At 53.2% G+C, this 15,837-nt stretch carries 14 protein-coding genes and 2 tRNA genes; 3 read left to right on the top strand and 13 right to left on the bottom strand.

Going from position 1 to position 15,837, the window contains the following annotated elements:
* Positions 1 to 74: 74 nt before the first annotated feature.
* Entirely contained in the window at positions 75 to 947 is an 873-nt protein-coding gene (locus ACSVDI_RS00615; RefSeq protein ID WP_457943958.1) for an MYG1 family protein, read from the top strand.
* A 320-nt stretch (positions 948 to 1,267) separates the two neighbouring features.
* Here the strand turns inward: ACSVDI_RS00615 and ACSVDI_RS00610 are convergent, their stop codons facing one another.
* Genes ACSVDI_RS00610 through cbiM form a run of 3 tightly spaced genes read right to left on the bottom strand, consistent with a single transcriptional unit; the run spans position 1,268 to position 4,057 of the window.
* Positions 1,268 to 2,080: an energy-coupling factor ABC transporter ATP-binding protein gene (locus ACSVDI_RS00610; RefSeq protein WP_457943956.1), complete on the bottom strand. Its 813-nt coding sequence runs from the start codon at positions 2,078 to 2,080 to the stop codon at positions 1,268 to 1,270.
* Complete coding sequence (gene cbiQ / locus ACSVDI_RS00605) at positions 2,077 to 3,021, bottom strand: cobalt ECF transporter T component CbiQ (RefSeq protein WP_457943954.1); 945 nt, start codon at positions 3,019 to 3,021, stop codon at positions 2,077 to 2,079. Before cbiQ ends, ACSVDI_RS00610 begins: the two co-directional genes overlap by 4 nt.
* On the bottom strand, positions 2,996 to 4,057 hold the full coding sequence (cbiM, locus tag ACSVDI_RS00600) for a cobalt transporter CbiM (RefSeq protein ID WP_457943952.1): 1,062 nt from the start codon (positions 4,055 to 4,057) through the stop codon (positions 2,996 to 2,998). The genes cbiQ and cbiM overlap by 26 nt, the downstream gene beginning before the upstream one ends.
* 425 nt (positions 4,058 to 4,482) lie before the next feature.
* Between cbiM and ACSVDI_RS00595 the strand changes: the two genes are divergently transcribed.
* Both ACSVDI_RS00595 and ACSVDI_RS00590 read left to right on the top strand, forming a co-directional pair.
* The gene (locus ACSVDI_RS00595) at positions 4,483 to 4,611 is read left to right on the top strand and encodes a hypothetical protein (RefSeq protein WP_457943951.1); all 129 of its coding nucleotides are present in this window, start codon (positions 4,483 to 4,485) and stop codon (positions 4,609 to 4,611) included.
* A gap of 67 nt (positions 4,612 to 4,678) precedes the next feature.
* Positions 4,679 to 4,807, top strand: coding sequence for a hypothetical protein (locus ACSVDI_RS00590; protein WP_457943951.1), 129 nt, complete (start codon positions 4,679 to 4,681; stop codon positions 4,805 to 4,807).
* Positions 4,808 to 4,853: 46 nt separating this feature from the next.
* Here the strand turns inward: ACSVDI_RS00590 and ACSVDI_RS00585 are convergent.
* The 10 genes from ACSVDI_RS00585 to accB all read right to left on the bottom strand — a co-directional run bounded on the left by ACSVDI_RS00585 (position 4,854) and on the right by accB (position 15,763).
* Positions 4,854 to 4,939, bottom strand: a tRNA-Tyr gene (locus ACSVDI_RS00585).
* Between the two features lie 65 nt (positions 4,940 to 5,004).
* Positions 5,005 to 5,080, bottom strand: a tRNA-Thr gene (locus ACSVDI_RS00580).
* A 302-nt stretch (positions 5,081 to 5,382) separates the two neighbouring features.
* Positions 5,383 to 7,212 (bottom strand): beta strand repeat-containing protein, encoded by a 1,830-nt coding sequence (locus tag ACSVDI_RS00575; RefSeq protein ID WP_457943949.1) that lies wholly within the window; start codon positions 7,210 to 7,212, stop codon positions 5,383 to 5,385.
* Between the two features lie 311 nt (positions 7,213 to 7,523).
* Complete coding sequence (araD, locus tag ACSVDI_RS00570) at positions 7,524 to 8,216, bottom strand: L-ribulose-5-phosphate 4-epimerase (protein WP_457943947.1); 693 nt, start codon at positions 8,214 to 8,216, stop codon at positions 7,524 to 7,526.
* Positions 8,217 to 8,234: 18 nt separating this feature from the next.
* Entirely contained in the window at positions 8,235 to 9,716 is a 1,482-nt protein-coding gene (araA, locus tag ACSVDI_RS00565) for an L-arabinose isomerase (RefSeq protein WP_457943945.1), read from the bottom strand.
* Between the two features lie 69 nt (positions 9,717 to 9,785).
* Positions 9,786 to 11,447 carry a ribulokinase gene (araB, locus tag ACSVDI_RS00560; protein WP_457943943.1) on the bottom strand — a complete coding sequence of 554 codons (1,662 nt, stop codon included), beginning with the start codon at positions 11,445 to 11,447 and terminating at the stop codon, positions 9,786 to 9,788.
* Between the two features lie 116 nt (positions 11,448 to 11,563).
* Entirely contained in the window at positions 11,564 to 12,649 is a 1,086-nt protein-coding gene (locus ACSVDI_RS00555) for a substrate-binding domain-containing protein (protein WP_457943941.1), read from the bottom strand.
* 369 nt (positions 12,650 to 13,018) lie between these two features.
* Complete coding sequence (locus ACSVDI_RS00550) at positions 13,019 to 13,852, bottom strand: tRNA lysidine(34) synthetase (RefSeq protein ID WP_457943940.1); 834 nt, start codon at positions 13,850 to 13,852, stop codon at positions 13,019 to 13,021.
* A 74-nt stretch (positions 13,853 to 13,926) separates the two neighbouring features.
* On the bottom strand, positions 13,927 to 15,048 hold the full coding sequence (locus ACSVDI_RS00545) for a cysteine desulfurase family protein (RefSeq protein ID WP_457943939.1): 1,122 nt from the start codon (positions 15,046 to 15,048) through the stop codon (positions 13,927 to 13,929).
* Positions 15,049 to 15,316: 268 nt separating this feature from the next.
* The gene (gene accB, locus ACSVDI_RS00540) at positions 15,317 to 15,763 is read right to left on the bottom strand and encodes an acetyl-CoA carboxylase biotin carboxyl carrier protein (protein WP_457943937.1); all 447 of its coding nucleotides are present in this window, start codon (positions 15,761 to 15,763) and stop codon (positions 15,317 to 15,319) included.
* Positions 15,764 to 15,837: the final 74 nt, after the last annotated feature.

The following is a 15,837-nucleotide window of genomic DNA, read 5'->3' as shown; positions in this document are numbered from 1 at the left end:
GCAGGGAATGGAACCGGAAAAGATGCAGAAAATAAAACCAACGAAAAATATCGAATAGAAAAGAGACGGCAAAAATGGATCTCCCTAATACTGCGCTCACACACGGAGGAAAATTTCATGCGGACGACGTGTTTTCCGCCGCGCTTTTAAAAATACTCAATCCTAAAATTCATATCCTGCGCGCCTTCGAGGTGCCGGAATCGTTCGACGGCCTTGTTTTCGACCTTGGCCGCGGCCGGTTTGACCACCATCAAGAGGATTCCGAGGTGAGGGAAAACGGCGTCCCTTATGCGGCGCTCGGGCTGTTGTGGCGCGAATTTGGAAAACAAATTTTCCATGATTGCTGTACTCCGGAAGAAGCCGAACGGGAAGCTGCTCATTTTGATGAAACCTTTATTCAGCCGCTGGATGAGGACGACAACACGGGCTGCGGCAATCCGTTGGCAAGCGTTATTGGTTCGTTCAACCCTAACTGGGATTCCGACCGTTCCCCCGATGAATGCTTTGAAGAAGCAGTCGCACTGGCGGTTGTCATCCTCAATAAAAAATTTGAAGGCGTGCGCAGCGTGCTTCGCGCAAAAACAATCGTGGAGGACGCGCTTGCAAAGTCGGAGGATCACATCGTACGGTTGCCGCGATTCCTTCCATGGAAAATGGTTTTGATTCCATCCGACGCAGAATTTGTCGTGTATCCCTCGCAGCGGGGCGGGTACAACGCGCAGGTAATTCCGGCGGACTTTAATACCAAGGAAGTGAAATGCAATTTCCCCGAAGCGTGGGCAGGAAAGCCGGCGGAGGAGTTGCAGACGATTTCCGGGGTTGGCACGCTCACATTTTGCCATAAGGGGCGCTTTATTATATCGGCGGATCGTTTGGAGGACGCGGTCAAGGCATGTAAAATTGCAATGGCACAAAAACCGAAACAAGACGCTGAAAAACAAGAATAAATTTCCTGATTCCTCGTGCATAATGGACGGGTGAAAGCACAAAATAGAATCGGGTACCGTTGATGTACCCGTAAAAGCAAAGGTTTAATTGGAATTGAGATGGATAAGTGTTTCAAACAGCCTGAGACCAATTACACAATAGAATTGGGGGATGGTTAAGTTGGACAGCTTTATTTCTCAAGAGAAAATTAAATACTAGCTTGAACGGCAGAGGCTTCTTTCTGAAGCCTCTGCTGTTTTTTATTAAAATACAATCTGTGTCTGGCAACTGCCGCAAAAGAAATAGAGGAACGTTCCCGTTCCTCTTTGTTTTATTCCGTTTATTCGGTTTCGCCTTGCAGGAAATCCCACGGATGTGTGTGAAAATGCTCGTCCACCAGGTTCACCCGTTTTAAAAGTTCTGTGTCCTTCAGCAGCAGTCGGACCGGAAGATCGGCGGCGATGGAATGGTCTTCGTCAAACAAGACGGCCCGGTCGGAAATCTGGGGGACCAGGTCCAGATTATGTGTCGAAAAAATCAGCGTTTTTCCGGCTTTGCTCAGGGCCTGCAGCAGCCGCAGCAGCCAGGTTTGCGACCGGGGATCCAGACTGTTGGTGGGCTCGTCCAGAATCAGAACATCCGGGTTCATCATCAAAACGCTGCCGATTGCAACCTTTTTCTTCTCGCCGCCGCTCAGGCGGAACGGCGGTTTTTCCAGCAGGGATTCAATGCCCAGCATGGCGGCGAGTTCGTCGATTCGGGTTCGTACCGTTTCTTTAGAAAGGCCAAGCTGAAGCGGGCCGAACGCAAGCTCTTCCAGTACGGTGCTGCAAAACAACTGAACCTCGGAATCCTGAAAAATGAACCCCACCTTGCGGTGGTACAAACCGGAAAGGCTGGGAAACGTCTTTTCGCTGATCGGCGTTCCAAACGCTGTCAAGGTTCCGCTCTGCGGAAAAAGAAGACCGGCTAAGATTTTGAGCAGGGTTGATTTTCCGCAGCCGTTTGCGCCAAGAATGCTCAGCCGCTCCCCTGCCGTTACGTGCAGACTTAAATCCTTTAGTACCGGTTCGCTTTGCGGATAGGCGTAGCTGATATGCTCCAGCCGGAAAATTTCGGCACAATGCGTTGGATTCCATTCGTTGCTTTTCAAAAGAGCTGTTCCCCCACAATCAGAATCAGAATGATGAGCGTGTTATTCAAGGCGAAAAGGGAATCAGAGACACTCCACTTCCGCTCCCGTATGGTCACCGGTTTGCCGCTAAAGCACCGGCAGGCCATCGCATCGTATATTTCTTCGCTGAGAAGATGTGACTTTAAAAAAAGATACGCCATACTCCGGCCCATAAAGCGACGGTTTTTCCCCGTGCCTAGGGTTCCGACCGTGCGCAGGAAGCGGGCCTCCATCATACTGATCGCCTGTTCCGATATGACGAAAAGGTAGCGGTACGCCATATTCAGGATGGAAAGAAACAAGTCCGGAACATGCAGGGCGGAAAGCGCGCCGGTGAAATCCGCCCAGCGTGTGGTCAGCAAAAATAGGAACGAGAAGGAGAGCGAAACGCCGGAGCGCAGCGCCAGCCGTACTGCTGCGGTCAGCCCCGCGGCGGAAAAGAAAAGGCCGTCCGCCCATCCCGCAGTTCCGGGCGGGAGCAGAAAAAAGAGAGGTTCCCCTTTGGTCACCAAGCTGGAAGCGCCGGGAAGGGAAAATACCAGAACCAGCAGCGGTACATATCCCCACACCCTTCGCAGGAACGCTTTCCAGTCCAGCCCGGAAAGGCATGCATAAAGGAACGCGACAACCGCAAGAGCGGTTAAAACAACCAGGCTGGAAGAAAATGCAGATAAAAGCAGAAAGGCCAGAAATACGCACAGTTTGCACCGGGCATCCAGCAGCTGTAAGAAATTTGGCAGGGCGGCATACCGTTCGCAGATAAATTCGTTTTCAAAGATTTCCGCAATACGGCGGATGGTTTTGGAAATAAAATGTGTGCGGCGCTGCGGGAACGGGGCCGCATCATCTGGGTTCGTTTCCAGCAGCCAGCGCGGGATGTCCTCCGGCTGCAACTCAGCGTTTTTCTTTTGTGGCGTCACCTTTGGTTTTTCCTTTCTGCGTTTTGATTATGAGCGCGGACAGGCACAAAATCAATGCCGCAACCAGCAGAATACCAATTACGGCGGACAGAAGATAGCCGCCTACGGCGCCTGCCTGACCGCTTCCCAGCGCAGGCAGGGAATAATCCGGCAGCAGGGCGCCCCATTTGTCCGCCATCATTTCTAACCCTTGTGGAATATGGCCCAGGCGTTCCATCAGTTCATCGGTGCTCCATTCGCCCCAAGCGGTTCCGGTGGCAATCAAACCAAGCGGCGTCAAAACTACGAGTCCCACGAGGGGAATCAGCATGGCTTTATACCGTTTCCAGAAGGAGCCGGAGGCGGAAGACTGCGGCGCAATCCCTGCCGCCGCAAACAATTCGGGCGCGGCCTTAGCAAGATAGGCCACAGCGGCCGTAGTGACGGCTGCCTCAATCGGGCCTGCAATCAGGCCGTGTGCAAACATCATGGACGGAACGGAAACCGACAGCGGATAAGGACAGTAAAGCGCACTGCCGTCCGCAGCCTTGAACAGAAGAGGCTGAATTCCGAATTCCACGGAGGCGCAGAAGGCGGCAAGATTCAGCCCAACATACCCGCCGACAAAGGAAGCTATCAGGTTTCTCCGACTGCCCGGCCTGGAATTTCCGGCAATCGAGCGATATGCGGCGTAACCAGCGAACGGCATAACGACCGCCATATTCAGGCAATTTATTCCAAACGCCAGCACTCCCCCATCCCCAAACACCAGCGCCTGAATCAGAAGCGCGGTGGAAACGGAGAGAACGGCAGCCCACGGCCCAAGCAGAATCGCGATTAGAACCGCACCGACTGCGTGCGCGGAGCTTCCACCTGCCACCGGGATGTTGAACATCATTACCAAAAACGAAAAGGCGGCGCAAAGCGCCAATGCAGGGATTTTCTTTTCACTCAATGTCCTTTTTACCTTGCGGAACGCGACCGACCATAAGGGTACCATTCCCACCAGGGCCGGAACCGTGGTCTGCGGCGCCAGGTAACCGTCAGGAATATGCATGGATACTCCTCCAATCAAAAAATAACCCACAAAGGGCTTTGCGAGCCCTTCATGGGTTTCATTTTGTCACAAAATAATTTTAAGGGTGCAGAGAAGCCTTCATGGCTTCGTGTCGTAAAAAGCATATCATGTTTAAAGGCCCTTGTCAACCCGCAGGGACATTCGGTGAAAGAAGCACGGAATTGTGTCTTCGACGGTTCATCAGCTACGCCTATCCGAAAAGCGAACAGGTACTGGCTGCGCGCTTGCCGCTGTTGTGGCACAACTGCACTGCGCAGGAAGTCCACGCCCTAAAAACGTGCCACAGGCACGTTTTCTAAACGGGCTTCCGAATCCATCCTCCAGAAGTTTTAAATAGTATTTACAAAGAAAAAAGCAGTATGTTCTTTGCAACATACTGCTTTTGGTGGAGGAGGATATTGTAATTGGCTGGTTACACGCTTGCCGCTGTTGTGGCACAACTGCACTGCGCAGGAAGTCCACGCCCTAAAAACGTGCCACAGGCACGTTTTCTAAACGGGCTTCCGAATCCATCCTCCAGAAGTTTTAAATAGTATTTACAAAGAAAAAAGCAGTATGTTCTTTGCAACATACTGCTTTTGGTGGAGGAGGATATTGTAATTGGCTGGTTACACGCTTGCCGCTGTTGTGGCACAACTGCACTGCGCAGGAAGTCCACGCCCTAAAAACGTGCCACAGGCACGTTTTCTAAACGGGCTTCCGAATCCATCCTCCAGAAGTTTTAAATAGTATTTACAAAGAAAAAAGCAGTATGTTCTTTGCAACATACTGCTTTTGGTGGAGGAGGATGGATTCGGACCATCGAAGCTATAAAGCAACAGATTTACAGTCTGCCCCCTTTGGCCACTCGGGAACTCCTCCATATTCAATTGGCGCGGTTCGTGCGGTGCGCGGCGGCAACTCATTTCGCCGCCGTACATCCACATTGGAGCTGGCAGACGGACTTGAACCCCCGACCTGCTGATTACAAATCAGCTGCTCTACCAACTGAGCTACGCCAGCATTTTTAACAGCGCTTAAGTATAATAACACGTTCCAAGCTGAATGTCAAGACCTTTTCATAAAACCAGACACAATGTAGAAAACCAAAGAAACCGAAAGGGTAGGATGGCCGCAATACCCCGGAAAATGTATGGCCTTTGCCCCTCTCAGTTATCTTCAATGGTTTACATAATGGGTAGAAATACGGGCAAAAAATATAAATTAGTGCTGGTAATGAAGAAAAATACTTAGGACGCAGGGCCCCACATCCCTTATCTAGCGATGCGGGCCCTGGGCCCTTGTGTGCCATGTCGGATTCCGGTTTAACCCTTCAGAACGGTTCCGTCTGCCAGGGTAATGGTATATCCATTGTAATGAATTGTACCGTTATTGGTCAGGCTTGTCACCGAGCAGTTTCCGGTCAGGTTCCAGGTAGCGCCCTTTGCTATCGTGACCACGGCGTTGTTTGAAACAGCCGTACCGCCTGCAGCATTTTTCACGATATTAATGGTTCCTTTCAAGCTGCTGCCTTCGCCTAGGGTGAAATTCAAGGTAGAGATGGTGTCAACCGTTACTTTGCCGGTCAGGTTCATGTTCGCGGCAGAAAAGGTCAGCTGCCCACCGTTTTTGCCCGCGGTTCCCCATCCGCGGCTGGAAGAGTTGCCCGCCACCGTAAGCAGGTTTTCATTTGCCAGGTTCAGCGTTACGCTGTCCAGAGTAATGACGCTGCTGGTATTGGTGACATAAAACATATCGCCGGATTTTGCGGTAATGGAGCCCCCGCTCACGGAGAGCTTAGAGGTCCCCACCTGGGCATCTCCAGACATGGACTGGTAAAGCATGATATTATGCAGATTTTCGGAGCCGTCGTTTGTTTTGGTGGCGGTCATGTTTCCGGTTAGACTGCAATTTTTTAAGGAAATGGAGTTTAATCCCTCAATGACCAGCGCTTCGGAATTTGCCGCGCTCAGCGTGGCGTTGCTGACCGAAATGGCGGCAGTGGAATAAATGGCAGGCGAGCCGGTTCCGGACGTTTTATAGGTGCCGCCGTCCACCACCACCGTCCCGCCACCGCGGTCGGAGCGGATTGCCGCAGAAGAGTTCCCGGAGGTGGAAACGGTCAGATTCTTTGCATTGGTGGTTCCGCCTCCGGTAGTCTGGATTCCGCCGGAGTTATCCTTTGATGTCGTGATTTTGGAGTCGCTGATGGTCACAGTGGTTCCTTTTCCGTAACTGAAAACACCGTTGCCGTTCTGGGCGTTTGTTGTCACATTAGCACCGGATATGGTAACGTTCGCGCCGTTCAGGGCCAATAGCCCGGCATTTTGCCCGTAGAAGTCCCCATTTTCCGTGTTGGATGTTTTTCCGCCGGACTTATTGACGGTAATATTTTTTAATGTGGCAGTCACTCCGTCAATCCGCAGGGCATTTTCGTCGTCCCCGGAGGAAGTATAGGTTGTGTCTGTAATGGTTGCGGATTCCTTAATGGTGTTGGCAGAGGTGCCGTTGGTAACCTGGCTGGATCCGCCGAAACCGCCCCCGCTAAGATTTTTGACCGTGACGGCTGTTGCCGTATGGTTTTCGCCAAGCTGAACTTCCAGCACGTCGCCGACTTTGATGGAACTTGCTTTGCCGGTCACGTTATTATCTTTGCCCTCAATGGTAACGGAAGTGCTGTCATTAATGGTAATGGTGAGACTTTCGCTGCCAGCCGTGAAGGTTTTAAAGTTTCCCCCGCCATTGCCGGGGCCGCCAGCCGGCGGGTTTCCGTCTGGCTTATTGCCCGAGGGCGCGCTGCCAGTTGGAGGATTTCCAGTTTGCTTGTCACCGGATGGCGCGCTGCCGGTTGGTGCATTTCCATTCAGCTTGTCACCGGATGGCGCGCTGCCGGTTGGTGTATTTCCAGTTGGCTTGCCGCCTGACGGTGCGTTGTCCGCAGGAACTCCGCCCGAGCCGTCCGTGGATTTGCTGCCGGTTATCGTTCCTAATTTTAGCGTGTAGGAGTTTCCGCTGATCGTCGTAACCTGCCCCGTCACAGTCGAGCTTCCGGAACCGGAAGCGGTACCGCTTGCTGAGCTGCTAGTTTGGTTACTGCAGGCAAATAGATTCATAAAAAGCGCGGTGCCTACGATTACGGCCGCTATTTTTTTCATAAATCATCCAGCCTTCTTTCTGATTGTTCAATTCACTGTTTCAGAATAAAAATGGAAATGAGAATTAAAAATGAGGGCTATGTGAAAATCACATGAAATTTTGCGGCTGTGTTAAGAAGGCAAAGCACACGCCGATGTTTTCCACCGAAACGGCAAGCGGGGTGGAAAAGAAGGGGGCGTTTCCGGCATTCCGTTCCACCGAACGAAAGGGGAAAAATACAAAAACGCAGGAACCGTACCGATTTCGCGGTTCCTGCGTCGATTTTAATTTTTGGTGGGATAGATGAAGAGTACCCGGTCAGCTTTCGGGTTTATTTCTGCCCGTAATAGGCGTTTGCGCCGTGCTTGCGCAGATAGTGCTTATCCAGCAGTTCCTGCTGCATGGAGCGGCCGGGGTTCGGCGCAATGGCCTCTGTGTGCCACGCCATCATGGCCAGTTCCTCCAGAACCACCGAGTTGTGGACCGCTTCAAAGCAGTCTTTGCCCCAGGTGAACGGCCCGTGGGAATGAACCAGCACCGCGGGGATATCATTTGGGTTCTTGCCGTCAAAGGTTTCCACAATGACGTTGCCGGTTTCTTTCTCGTATTCCCCAGCGATTTCCTCCGGTGTCATGGTACGGGTGCAGGGAATGGTACCGTAAAAATAGTCGCCGTGGGTAGTGCCATAGGCGGGAATGCTGCGGCCGGCCTGTGCCCAGATGGTTGCCCAGCGGGAATGCGTGTGCACAATGCCCCCGATTTCCGGGAACTTATTATACAGGACACAATGGGTCGGGGTATCGGAGGAGGGGTTGAGCCGTCCCTCTACCTTTTCCCCTTTCAGGTTGACCACAACCATATCTTCCGGTTTCAGTTCACGGTAGTCCACGCCGGAGGGCTTTATGACAAACAATCCGCTTTTGCGGTCAAACCCGGAAACATTGCCCCAGGTGAACACCACCAGATGATGCTCCGGCAGCATCCGGTTTGCGCGGCAGACCTGTTCCTTCAGTTGTTCCAGCATATTGGTTTCCTCCAAAGATTATTTTTTCAGCTTCCATACCACGTCGTTCCAGGTTAGTTCGCGGCGCAGTTCGTTAATATCGGTGTGCGCGCCGATGTGGATGAATTCAATATCCATAATTTCGGCAAAGTCACGCAGTTCTTCTGCCGTCAGGGCATAGCTGAGGACGGAGTGGTGCGCACCGCCGGCGTAAATCCACGCTTCGGCAGAGGTTTCCAGACTGGGAAGGGGCTTCCACAGAACGGCCGCGACCGGGAGGTTTGGCATCTCGTGGGTCTGTTCCTGGCAGATTACATCGTTTACAATCATGCGGAACCGGTCGCCCATGTCGATAATAGTGGCCAGCACGGCGGGGCCGGAGGCAGCCTTGAAGGTCAGGCGGGCCGGATCCTCCCGGTCGCCAATGCCCAGCGGTACGACGCGGATTTTCGGGCGTTCGCACGCGACGGAGGGGCAAACCTCCAGCATATGCGCGCCCATGTTCATGGCGCAGTCTGGGTTAAAGTGATAGGTATAGTCTTCCATAAAGGCAGTGCCGCCCTTGCAGTCGGCGGTCATCAACTTCATAATGCGGCAGAGCGCGGCGGTTTTCCAGTCGCCCTCGCCCGCAAAGCCGTAGCCCTGGCGCATCAAATCCTGCACGGCAAGGCCGGGCAGCTGGCGCAGTTGCTGCAAATCCTGGAAATTGGTGTGGAACGCGCCAAACTTGCCTTCCTCTAGGAATTTCCGGAGGGCAACTTCCTCGCGCGCCTGATACCGCACGGACTCCACATTCTGTGTGTCCATATCGTACCGCTCGGCGTACTCCTTCATCTGTTCGTCAATTTCCGTTTCCGTCACGGCATCCACCATACGGATAATGTCGCCCACGCCGTAGTGGTCAACCTGCCAGCCGAATTTGATGTGTGCTTCTACTTTGTCGCCTTCGGTCACGGCAACCTCGCGCATATTGTCGCTGATGCGCAGCACGCGCAGACGGCGGCTTTCCTGTGCGCCGACCGCCGCACGCATCCAGCGTGCCATGCGCTCGCGCAGCTTCGGGTCCTCCCAGTAGCCGGCAATCACCTTCTGGGGAATACGCATGCGGGCAAGAATGTAACCGTGTTCCCGGTCACCATGGGCGGACTGGTTTAGGTTCATAAAGTCCATATCGATGCGGTCCCATGGAATGTCGCGGTTGAACTGGGTGTTGATATGTAACAGCGGCTTATGGAACACGCTCAAACCGCGAATCCACATTTTTGACGGGGAGAATGTATGCATCCAGGTAATGACTCCGGTGCAGGCTTCGTCGTTGTTTGCTTCGGTGAGGACCTTATCAATTTCATCCGAGTTGCGCACCACCGGCTTGAACACCAACGTGCAAGGGATTGCCGGATCGGCGTTCCAGCCGTCCACCATGGCTTTCGCGTGCTGATTGACGGTTTTTAGCACCTCTTCGCCGTACAGGTCCTGACTTCCGACCACAAACCAGAATTCGTATTTTTTCAACGCAGACATTTTTAATCCTCCCTTTTATCATTATTGAATAATAAGTGCAGGATATAACAGGAATTACGCCGGTATTGTTTAGCTCTGCTTTTTGATTTCCTTCAGGCGCTTCATCACGTTGTTTGCCCCGCGGCCGAAATAGTCGTGCAGGGTGCGGTATTCCGCGAACAGTTTGTCGTAAACCGCACTATGCTCCGGAATGGGGGTATAGACGGTGTCCTTCACTTTTCCCATGGCGCGCGCCGCGTCGAACACGCTGCGGTAGCCACCGGCTTTCTCCCCGGCCGCGACCGCGCCGAAAATGGCCGAGCCAAGCGCCGGGCCCTGCAGCGAGCCTGCGATTTTAATCGGCATTTTAATCACGTCCGCGTAAATCTGCATGATCATGGGGTCTTTCTGGGAAATGCCGCCGGAAGCGATGAATTCTTCCACCGGAACACCATGTTCGCGGTAATTTTCAATAATCATGCGGGTTCCGTAGGCCGTCGCCTCAATCAGTGCGCGGTAAATTTCCTCCGGCTTGGTCTGCAGCGTCATGCCCAGCATCATGCCGGTCAGGTCTACGTCCACCAGCACGGAGCGGTTGCCGTTCCACCAATCCAGCGCCAGCAGGCCGCTTTCACCGGGCTTTTGCCGTTCCGCTTTTTCGCGCAGGTAGCGGTGGATGTTTTTGCCCTGCTGCTTGGCTTCCTCGTAATAGGACGCGGGTAAACAGTTGTCGATAAACCATGCGAAATGGTCGCCCACGCAGGACTGGCCTGCCTCGTAACCGAAGTAGCCTGGCATTACGCCATCTTCCACCACGCCGCACATGCCGGGAACCTGATGTTCCTCTGTGCCCATCATGATGTGGCAGGTGGAGGTGCCCATAATGGCCAGCATTTTGCCGGGGCCGTCAATGCCCACGGCCGGAACGCACACGTGTGCGTCCACGTTGCCTACGGCCACCGCGGTGCCTTCCTTTAAGCCCGTCAGCTTTGCCGCCTGAGAGGTCAGCGTGCCGGCACGGCTGCCAAGGGGCAGAATGTCGCGGGAAAGCTTTTCGTCCACCACGTGTTCCAGCCGTGGGTCGAGCGCCTTGAAGAAATCGTTGGAGGGATAGCCGGTTTTCTTGTTCCAGATGGCCTTGTAACCCGCAGTGCAGGAATTGCGGGTCTCTTTTCCGCAAAGCTGCCAGATAATCCAGTCCGCCGCTTCAATAAAGCGGTCCATCGCGTTATAAATTTCCGGATCTTCGTCCAGAATCTGCCACAGTTTCGGAATGGCCCATTCGGAGGAAATTTTTCCGCCGTAGTTCTGCAGCCAGCTTTCACCGCGCTCCTGCGCAATTTGATTCAGTTGGTTCGCCTTATCCTGCGCGGCGTGGTGCTTCCACAGCTTTACATAGGCGTGGGGGCGGTTGCGGTATTCCGGCAGGAAGCACAGCGGGGTGCCGTCCGCTTTGACCGGCAGCACTGTGCAGGCGGTAAAGTCCGTGCCAATTCCAATCACATCGTCGGCGGAAACGCCAGATTCCTTCAAAACCTCCGGAACCGTGTGCGCCAGCACATCCAGGTAATCCTGCGGATGCTGTAGTGCCCAGTCGTGCCCCAGCTGGGTGCCGTCCGGCAGGGTGCGGTCCATAACCGCGTGGGGGTAATCGTAAACAGATGAGGCCAGTTCCTCCCCTGTTTTCACATCGACCAGTACTGCGCGGCCGGAAAGCGTTCCGTAGTCTAAACCGATTGCGTACTTTGCCATTTCAATCAACCTCCGTAATTTCATATGTTGGATTTGTACATACAACTTTGCCGAAAATGTATCAATGGAAAGCAGTGCTTTCCATTTTCCCCATCATTTCTTGCCCGCCCAGTGTATTACCGGCCGGGTTCGGTAAGATCACGCACTGATTTTCGTTCCACAAGTTCCGGAAGGAAATCCACCGTTGCGTGAAATCCCGGGTCGCTAATCAAACGGAGCAGGTTGCCCGCCGCCGTCCTTCCCAGTGATTCCGAGGGATGAACCACCGAGGTTAGCGGAACTTCGCAAAGCTCTGCCAAAGCGGAATTATCTACGCTGACAACGGATACATCCTCCGGTACGCGAATCTCCGCAGATTTTAATACATCGTACAGCTTTAAGGCCAGCTCGTCGTTGTAGCAGACCAGCCCCGTGCAGCCGTTGAGGCGGCGGAGGATGCGCTCCGGTTCGACCGGCAGGTCGGAAAGGTCTTCCGTGGAATACCACAGCACGTTTTCGTCGCGAATTTCCAGCTTTGCCTCTAACAGCGCGTCCAGATATCCAGCGTAGCGCAGGTGACCCTGGTTGTCGTCCGACTTAAAGACCCCTGCAATGTTTCGGTGCCCGGCACGGATCAGCCGCTGCGTGGCCGTGTAGCCGACCGCGCGGTCATCGAGGGACACGTGGGGCAGGCTGATTTGCGGGTAAAAGCTATTGATGAAGATAACAGGGATATTCTGCCGAGCCGCTTCCTGATAAATCCCAAGGTTGGGGTTCGGCAGTCCGCTTTGGGTCGGCTCGACAATCAAACCATCGATTCCTTTTTCCAGCATGGAGTGCAGCGCCCGGCTTTCGTTCTGCACTTTGTTGTGGGTGAAGGCAAGCTGCATGGAGTAGCCGTTTTCCGTCAGAACGGTTTCAATACCGCGAATAATCTGCGGGAAAATATAGGCGCCCACATAGGTGGTCACCACGCCCACCGTGTGGGTGGCGGGGCGCTTGGCGTAGGGTACGTATGTAATGTATGTGCCGCTGCCGCGCCGGCTTTCCACATAATTTTCCTGCGCCAGAACATTCAGCGCCTGCCGAACCGTCTGGCGGCTCATGTTGAACATGGCGCTCAGCTCATTTTCGGAATAAAGCTTATCCCCGTATTTCAAGTCTCCGTTTTCAATTTTATCCTTAATCCGATTGACCAAGATCATGTATTTTGGAAGTCCCATGCTCCGGTTCCTTTCTTCGGCGGAGGGTGTTATGTGCTCCCGAGAGCAGGGGAAACGCTGACGAAAGCAGTTTCGAAGCCGCCGTTCTAAAACAGAACTCGTGTGCTCCGGAAACGATCAATCCCCATAATTTTAAACTTAGTTTTCCGCGATTTCTATGTATAATATAATAAAACAGCAATGCAAACCTGTCAATATAAAATTAAATTGATGTAGAAACTTATACGTACAACTAATAGGTGGAAGTTGAAAAGGAACAAAACGGCTGCACACCGGAAAAAGCATAAAAAACCGCCCGGCAGCCCCGCATGTGTGCGGGAGTACCGGGCGGTAAACTTTAGGAACAGAAGGTTCCAATGAAGGAAGGGCCTACTCTTCTTGGTCGTAATCATCCAGAAAGCTGTGCTGTTCGCTGCCCCGCCGCCAGCCGATGATGGTTTCCAAATTTACATTATGAATGCTGTGGAAAATGTTTTTATCAATGCCAGGGCTGGTGCGGCGAAGTTTTTTAATCAGTTCCTTCATTTCCTGCCGTTTGGAGCCGCCGCCGTTGTCGCCCAAAACGCAGTTTTCCGTAAAGCGGCAGGCGCACTGAATGAAGTTGAGGTCATTGTAGCGCTTCCATGCGATAATATCGGCTTCCTTTACCATATACATCGGGCGGATTAATTCCATACCGGGGTAATTGGTGCTGTGCAGCTTGGGCATCATGGTTTTGTACTCTCCACCGTAAAACATGCTCATCAGCACGGTTTCAATCACATCATCAAAATGATGGCCGAGCGCGATTTTGTTGCACCCCAAATCCTGCGCGTGCTTGTACAGGTGCCCGCGGCGCATTTTGGCGCACAGGTAGCAGGGGGATTGGTCCACCTTGGCGACGATGTCGAAGATCTTGGTCTCAAAGATTTTGATGGGGAGATTCAGCGCCTGCGCATTATCTTCAATCCGCTGCCGGTTTACTGCGTTATAGCCGGGGTCCATCACCAGGTATTCCACCTCGAACGGGAATTCACTGTATTTTTGTAGGTGCTGAATGCACTTTGCCATCAGCATGGAATCTTTGCCACCGGAAATGCAGACGGCAATTTTATCGCCTTCCTGAATCAAGTCGTATTGCTTGATGGCCGAAAGGAAGGGAATCCAGATTTCCCGGCGGTATTTTTTTACGATGCTCCGTTCGGCCTGTTCGTATTTTTCCATCTTTTCTTCCTTCTATCATTTACTCCATGAGCCATGCCAAATTTCCTGATTTAACACGGTTCTTAGTTTTCTCTTTACGGTTCATTGTTTTTCCAGCACTCGTCGAATGCGGCAAGAAAGGTATCCAGTTCCTCCTGTGTAGTTAGGTGGCTTAGGCTGATGCGCAGGGTAGAAAGCGCTGCCCTGCGGTCCTTAGTTAAGGCGAACACCGGGCGCGAAACCGTGTTGGGTGCGCAGCAGGCCGATTTGGTAGAAAGGCAGATGCCCCGGTTGGAAAGCTCCTCTTGAAACCGTTCCGTCTTTACCCCTGGGATGCTGAGGTTTAGAATGAACGGGACGGACTGCTTTGTGCTGTTGATGCGCACGCCCTTATATTTACTGAGCGCGGCGGTGAGTTTCCGATTCAATCCCTCTACATAGCGATACCGCTCGTCCATGGATTGGACGGCGACCGAAAGCGCCTTCGCTGTGGAAGCGATGAGCGCCAGCGCCGGGGTTCCGCTGCGGAACGGAGTGGTACTGATGCCGCCGTGAATCTGTGGGCGGAGCAGGATGTTCTTTTTCTTAATCAGAACGCCGCAGCCGTTTAACCCATAAAATTTATGGGGCGCAAAGGTGATCAGGTCGGCGTGTGCGGTTTCCAAGGGGATTTTTCCTGCCGCCTGAGTGGCATCCACATGGAACAGGCAGTGCGGCGCGGTTTTTACTACGGCTGCCAGGGCGCCGATCTGCTGGCGAATTCCGATTTCGCTGTCTACCTGACAGATGGAAACCAAAATCGTATCCTCGCGCAGCAGCTCCCGCAGCTCCTCCGGGTCCACCAAGCCGTCCTCGGTTAGGCCGACGTAGTCGACTTCAAACCCGCGGTTTTGCAGCTCTGCCACCGCGCCGTTCACGGAGGAATGCTCCAAATAAGTGGTGATAATGTGTTTGCCGTATTTCTGATATTCCTCCGCCGCGCCCAGCAGGGCAAGGTTGTTGGATTCGCTTGCACCGGAGGTGTAAATGATTTCCTCCTCCTCGACCATAAGCAGCTGCGCAATTTGCCGCGTTGCTTCGTCCAGCCGCTCTTTCGCGGCCAGCCCCATCGCGTGCGGGGAATTTGGGTTTGCAATATACTCGCGGGACACCTGGCAGAAGGTCTGAAGCGCTTCCTCGCAGACCGGGGTGTTTGCCGCGTAATCCAGATAAATCATATGGTTCGACTTCCAATCTAAGACTCTTCGTGAGGGAAACGGAGTTTCCGCCTACTATCTTATCACGGATTCCCCATTTTTCAAACAGCAAAATTGCCTGTAAACCGCGACTTGGCTCACAGGCAATTTTAATCTTCTAATTAAGATTCCGCTATGGGGTTCCCATTCTGCGGAACCGCGCGCAACGAGCCCCATCAGCGCCTCCGGTGAAATGCCGTGCTTTGTTTCCAGAAACGGAATCAGACTGCTGTGCAGCTCCTTCCACAAATTATTCCCGAATGATTTTCATCAGGACCTGCCCGTATTCCACGGTTTGTCCGTTTTTCACGCAGACTTCTGCCACCTTGCCGCTGCATTCCGCGTTGATTTCGTTCATCAACTTCATGGCTTCAATAACGCAGAGGGTGTCGCCCTTGTTCACATGGGCACCCACCGGTGCGAACGGTTCCGCATCCGGTGCGGGTGCCTGATAAAACACGCCCACCATGGGGGCTTTTACCTCTACGCAGTTGGGATCGGCCGGAGCGTGGGGCTCCGGCGCTGCCGCAGGGGCGGTTTCCGCTACTGCGGGGCCAAGCCCCTGCGCCGGAATAATGATATTCTGAGCGGGCTGGCGCTCCATGCGCAGGGAAACATCACCCTGCGTAAGCTCCAACAGGGTGAGTCCGTTGTCGCGCATTACTTCGGCAATCTCCTGAATTTGCTTTACGTCCATTTGATTCCTTCCCCTCTGTTCGTTTATCAAAGAAAGTATGCGGTTTTTATACAATTCAGGCCTTAAAATTTTTT

This window comes from Caproiciproducens sp. LBM24188 (genome assembly GCF_054130445.1).
This window is presented reverse-complemented; position numbering and strand designations above follow the sequence as displayed.

Excerpts from the sequence above, each read along its gene's own strand:
- ACSVDI_RS00615 (WP_457943958.1), top strand. The coding sequence starts at position 75 with ATGGATCTCCCTAATACTGCGCTCACACACGGAGGAAAATTTCATGCG.
- araA (WP_457943945.1), bottom strand. The coding sequence starts at position 9,716 with ATGTCTGCGTTGAAAAAATACGAATTCTGGTTTGTGGTCGGAAGTCAG.
- araB (WP_457943943.1), bottom strand. The coding sequence starts at position 11,447 with ATGGCAAAGTACGCAATCGGTTTAGACTACGGAACGCTTTCCGGCCGC.
- cbiM (WP_457943952.1), bottom strand. The coding sequence starts at position 4,057 with ATGCATATTCCTGACGGTTACCTGGCGCCGCAGACCACGGTTCCGGCC.
- ACSVDI_RS00575 (WP_457943949.1), bottom strand. The coding sequence starts at position 7,212 with ATGAAAAAAATAGCGGCCGTAATCGTAGGCACCGCGCTTTTTATGAAT.
- accB (WP_457943937.1), bottom strand. The coding sequence starts at position 15,763 with ATGGACGTAAAGCAAATTCAGGAGATTGCCGAAGTAATGCGCGACAAC.
- ACSVDI_RS00555 (WP_457943941.1), bottom strand. The coding sequence starts at position 12,649 with ATGGGACTTCCAAAATACATGATCTTGGTCAATCGGATTAAGGATAAA.
- araD (WP_457943947.1), bottom strand. The coding sequence starts at position 8,216 with ATGCTGGAACAACTGAAGGAACAGGTCTGCCGCGCAAACCGGATGCTG.
- ACSVDI_RS00545 (WP_457943939.1), bottom strand. The coding sequence starts at position 15,048 with ATGATTTATCTGGATTACGCGGCAAACACCCCGGTCTGCGAGGAAGCG.
- ACSVDI_RS00550 (WP_457943940.1), bottom strand. The coding sequence starts at position 13,852 with ATGGAAAAATACGAACAGGCCGAACGGAGCATCGTAAAAAAATACCGC.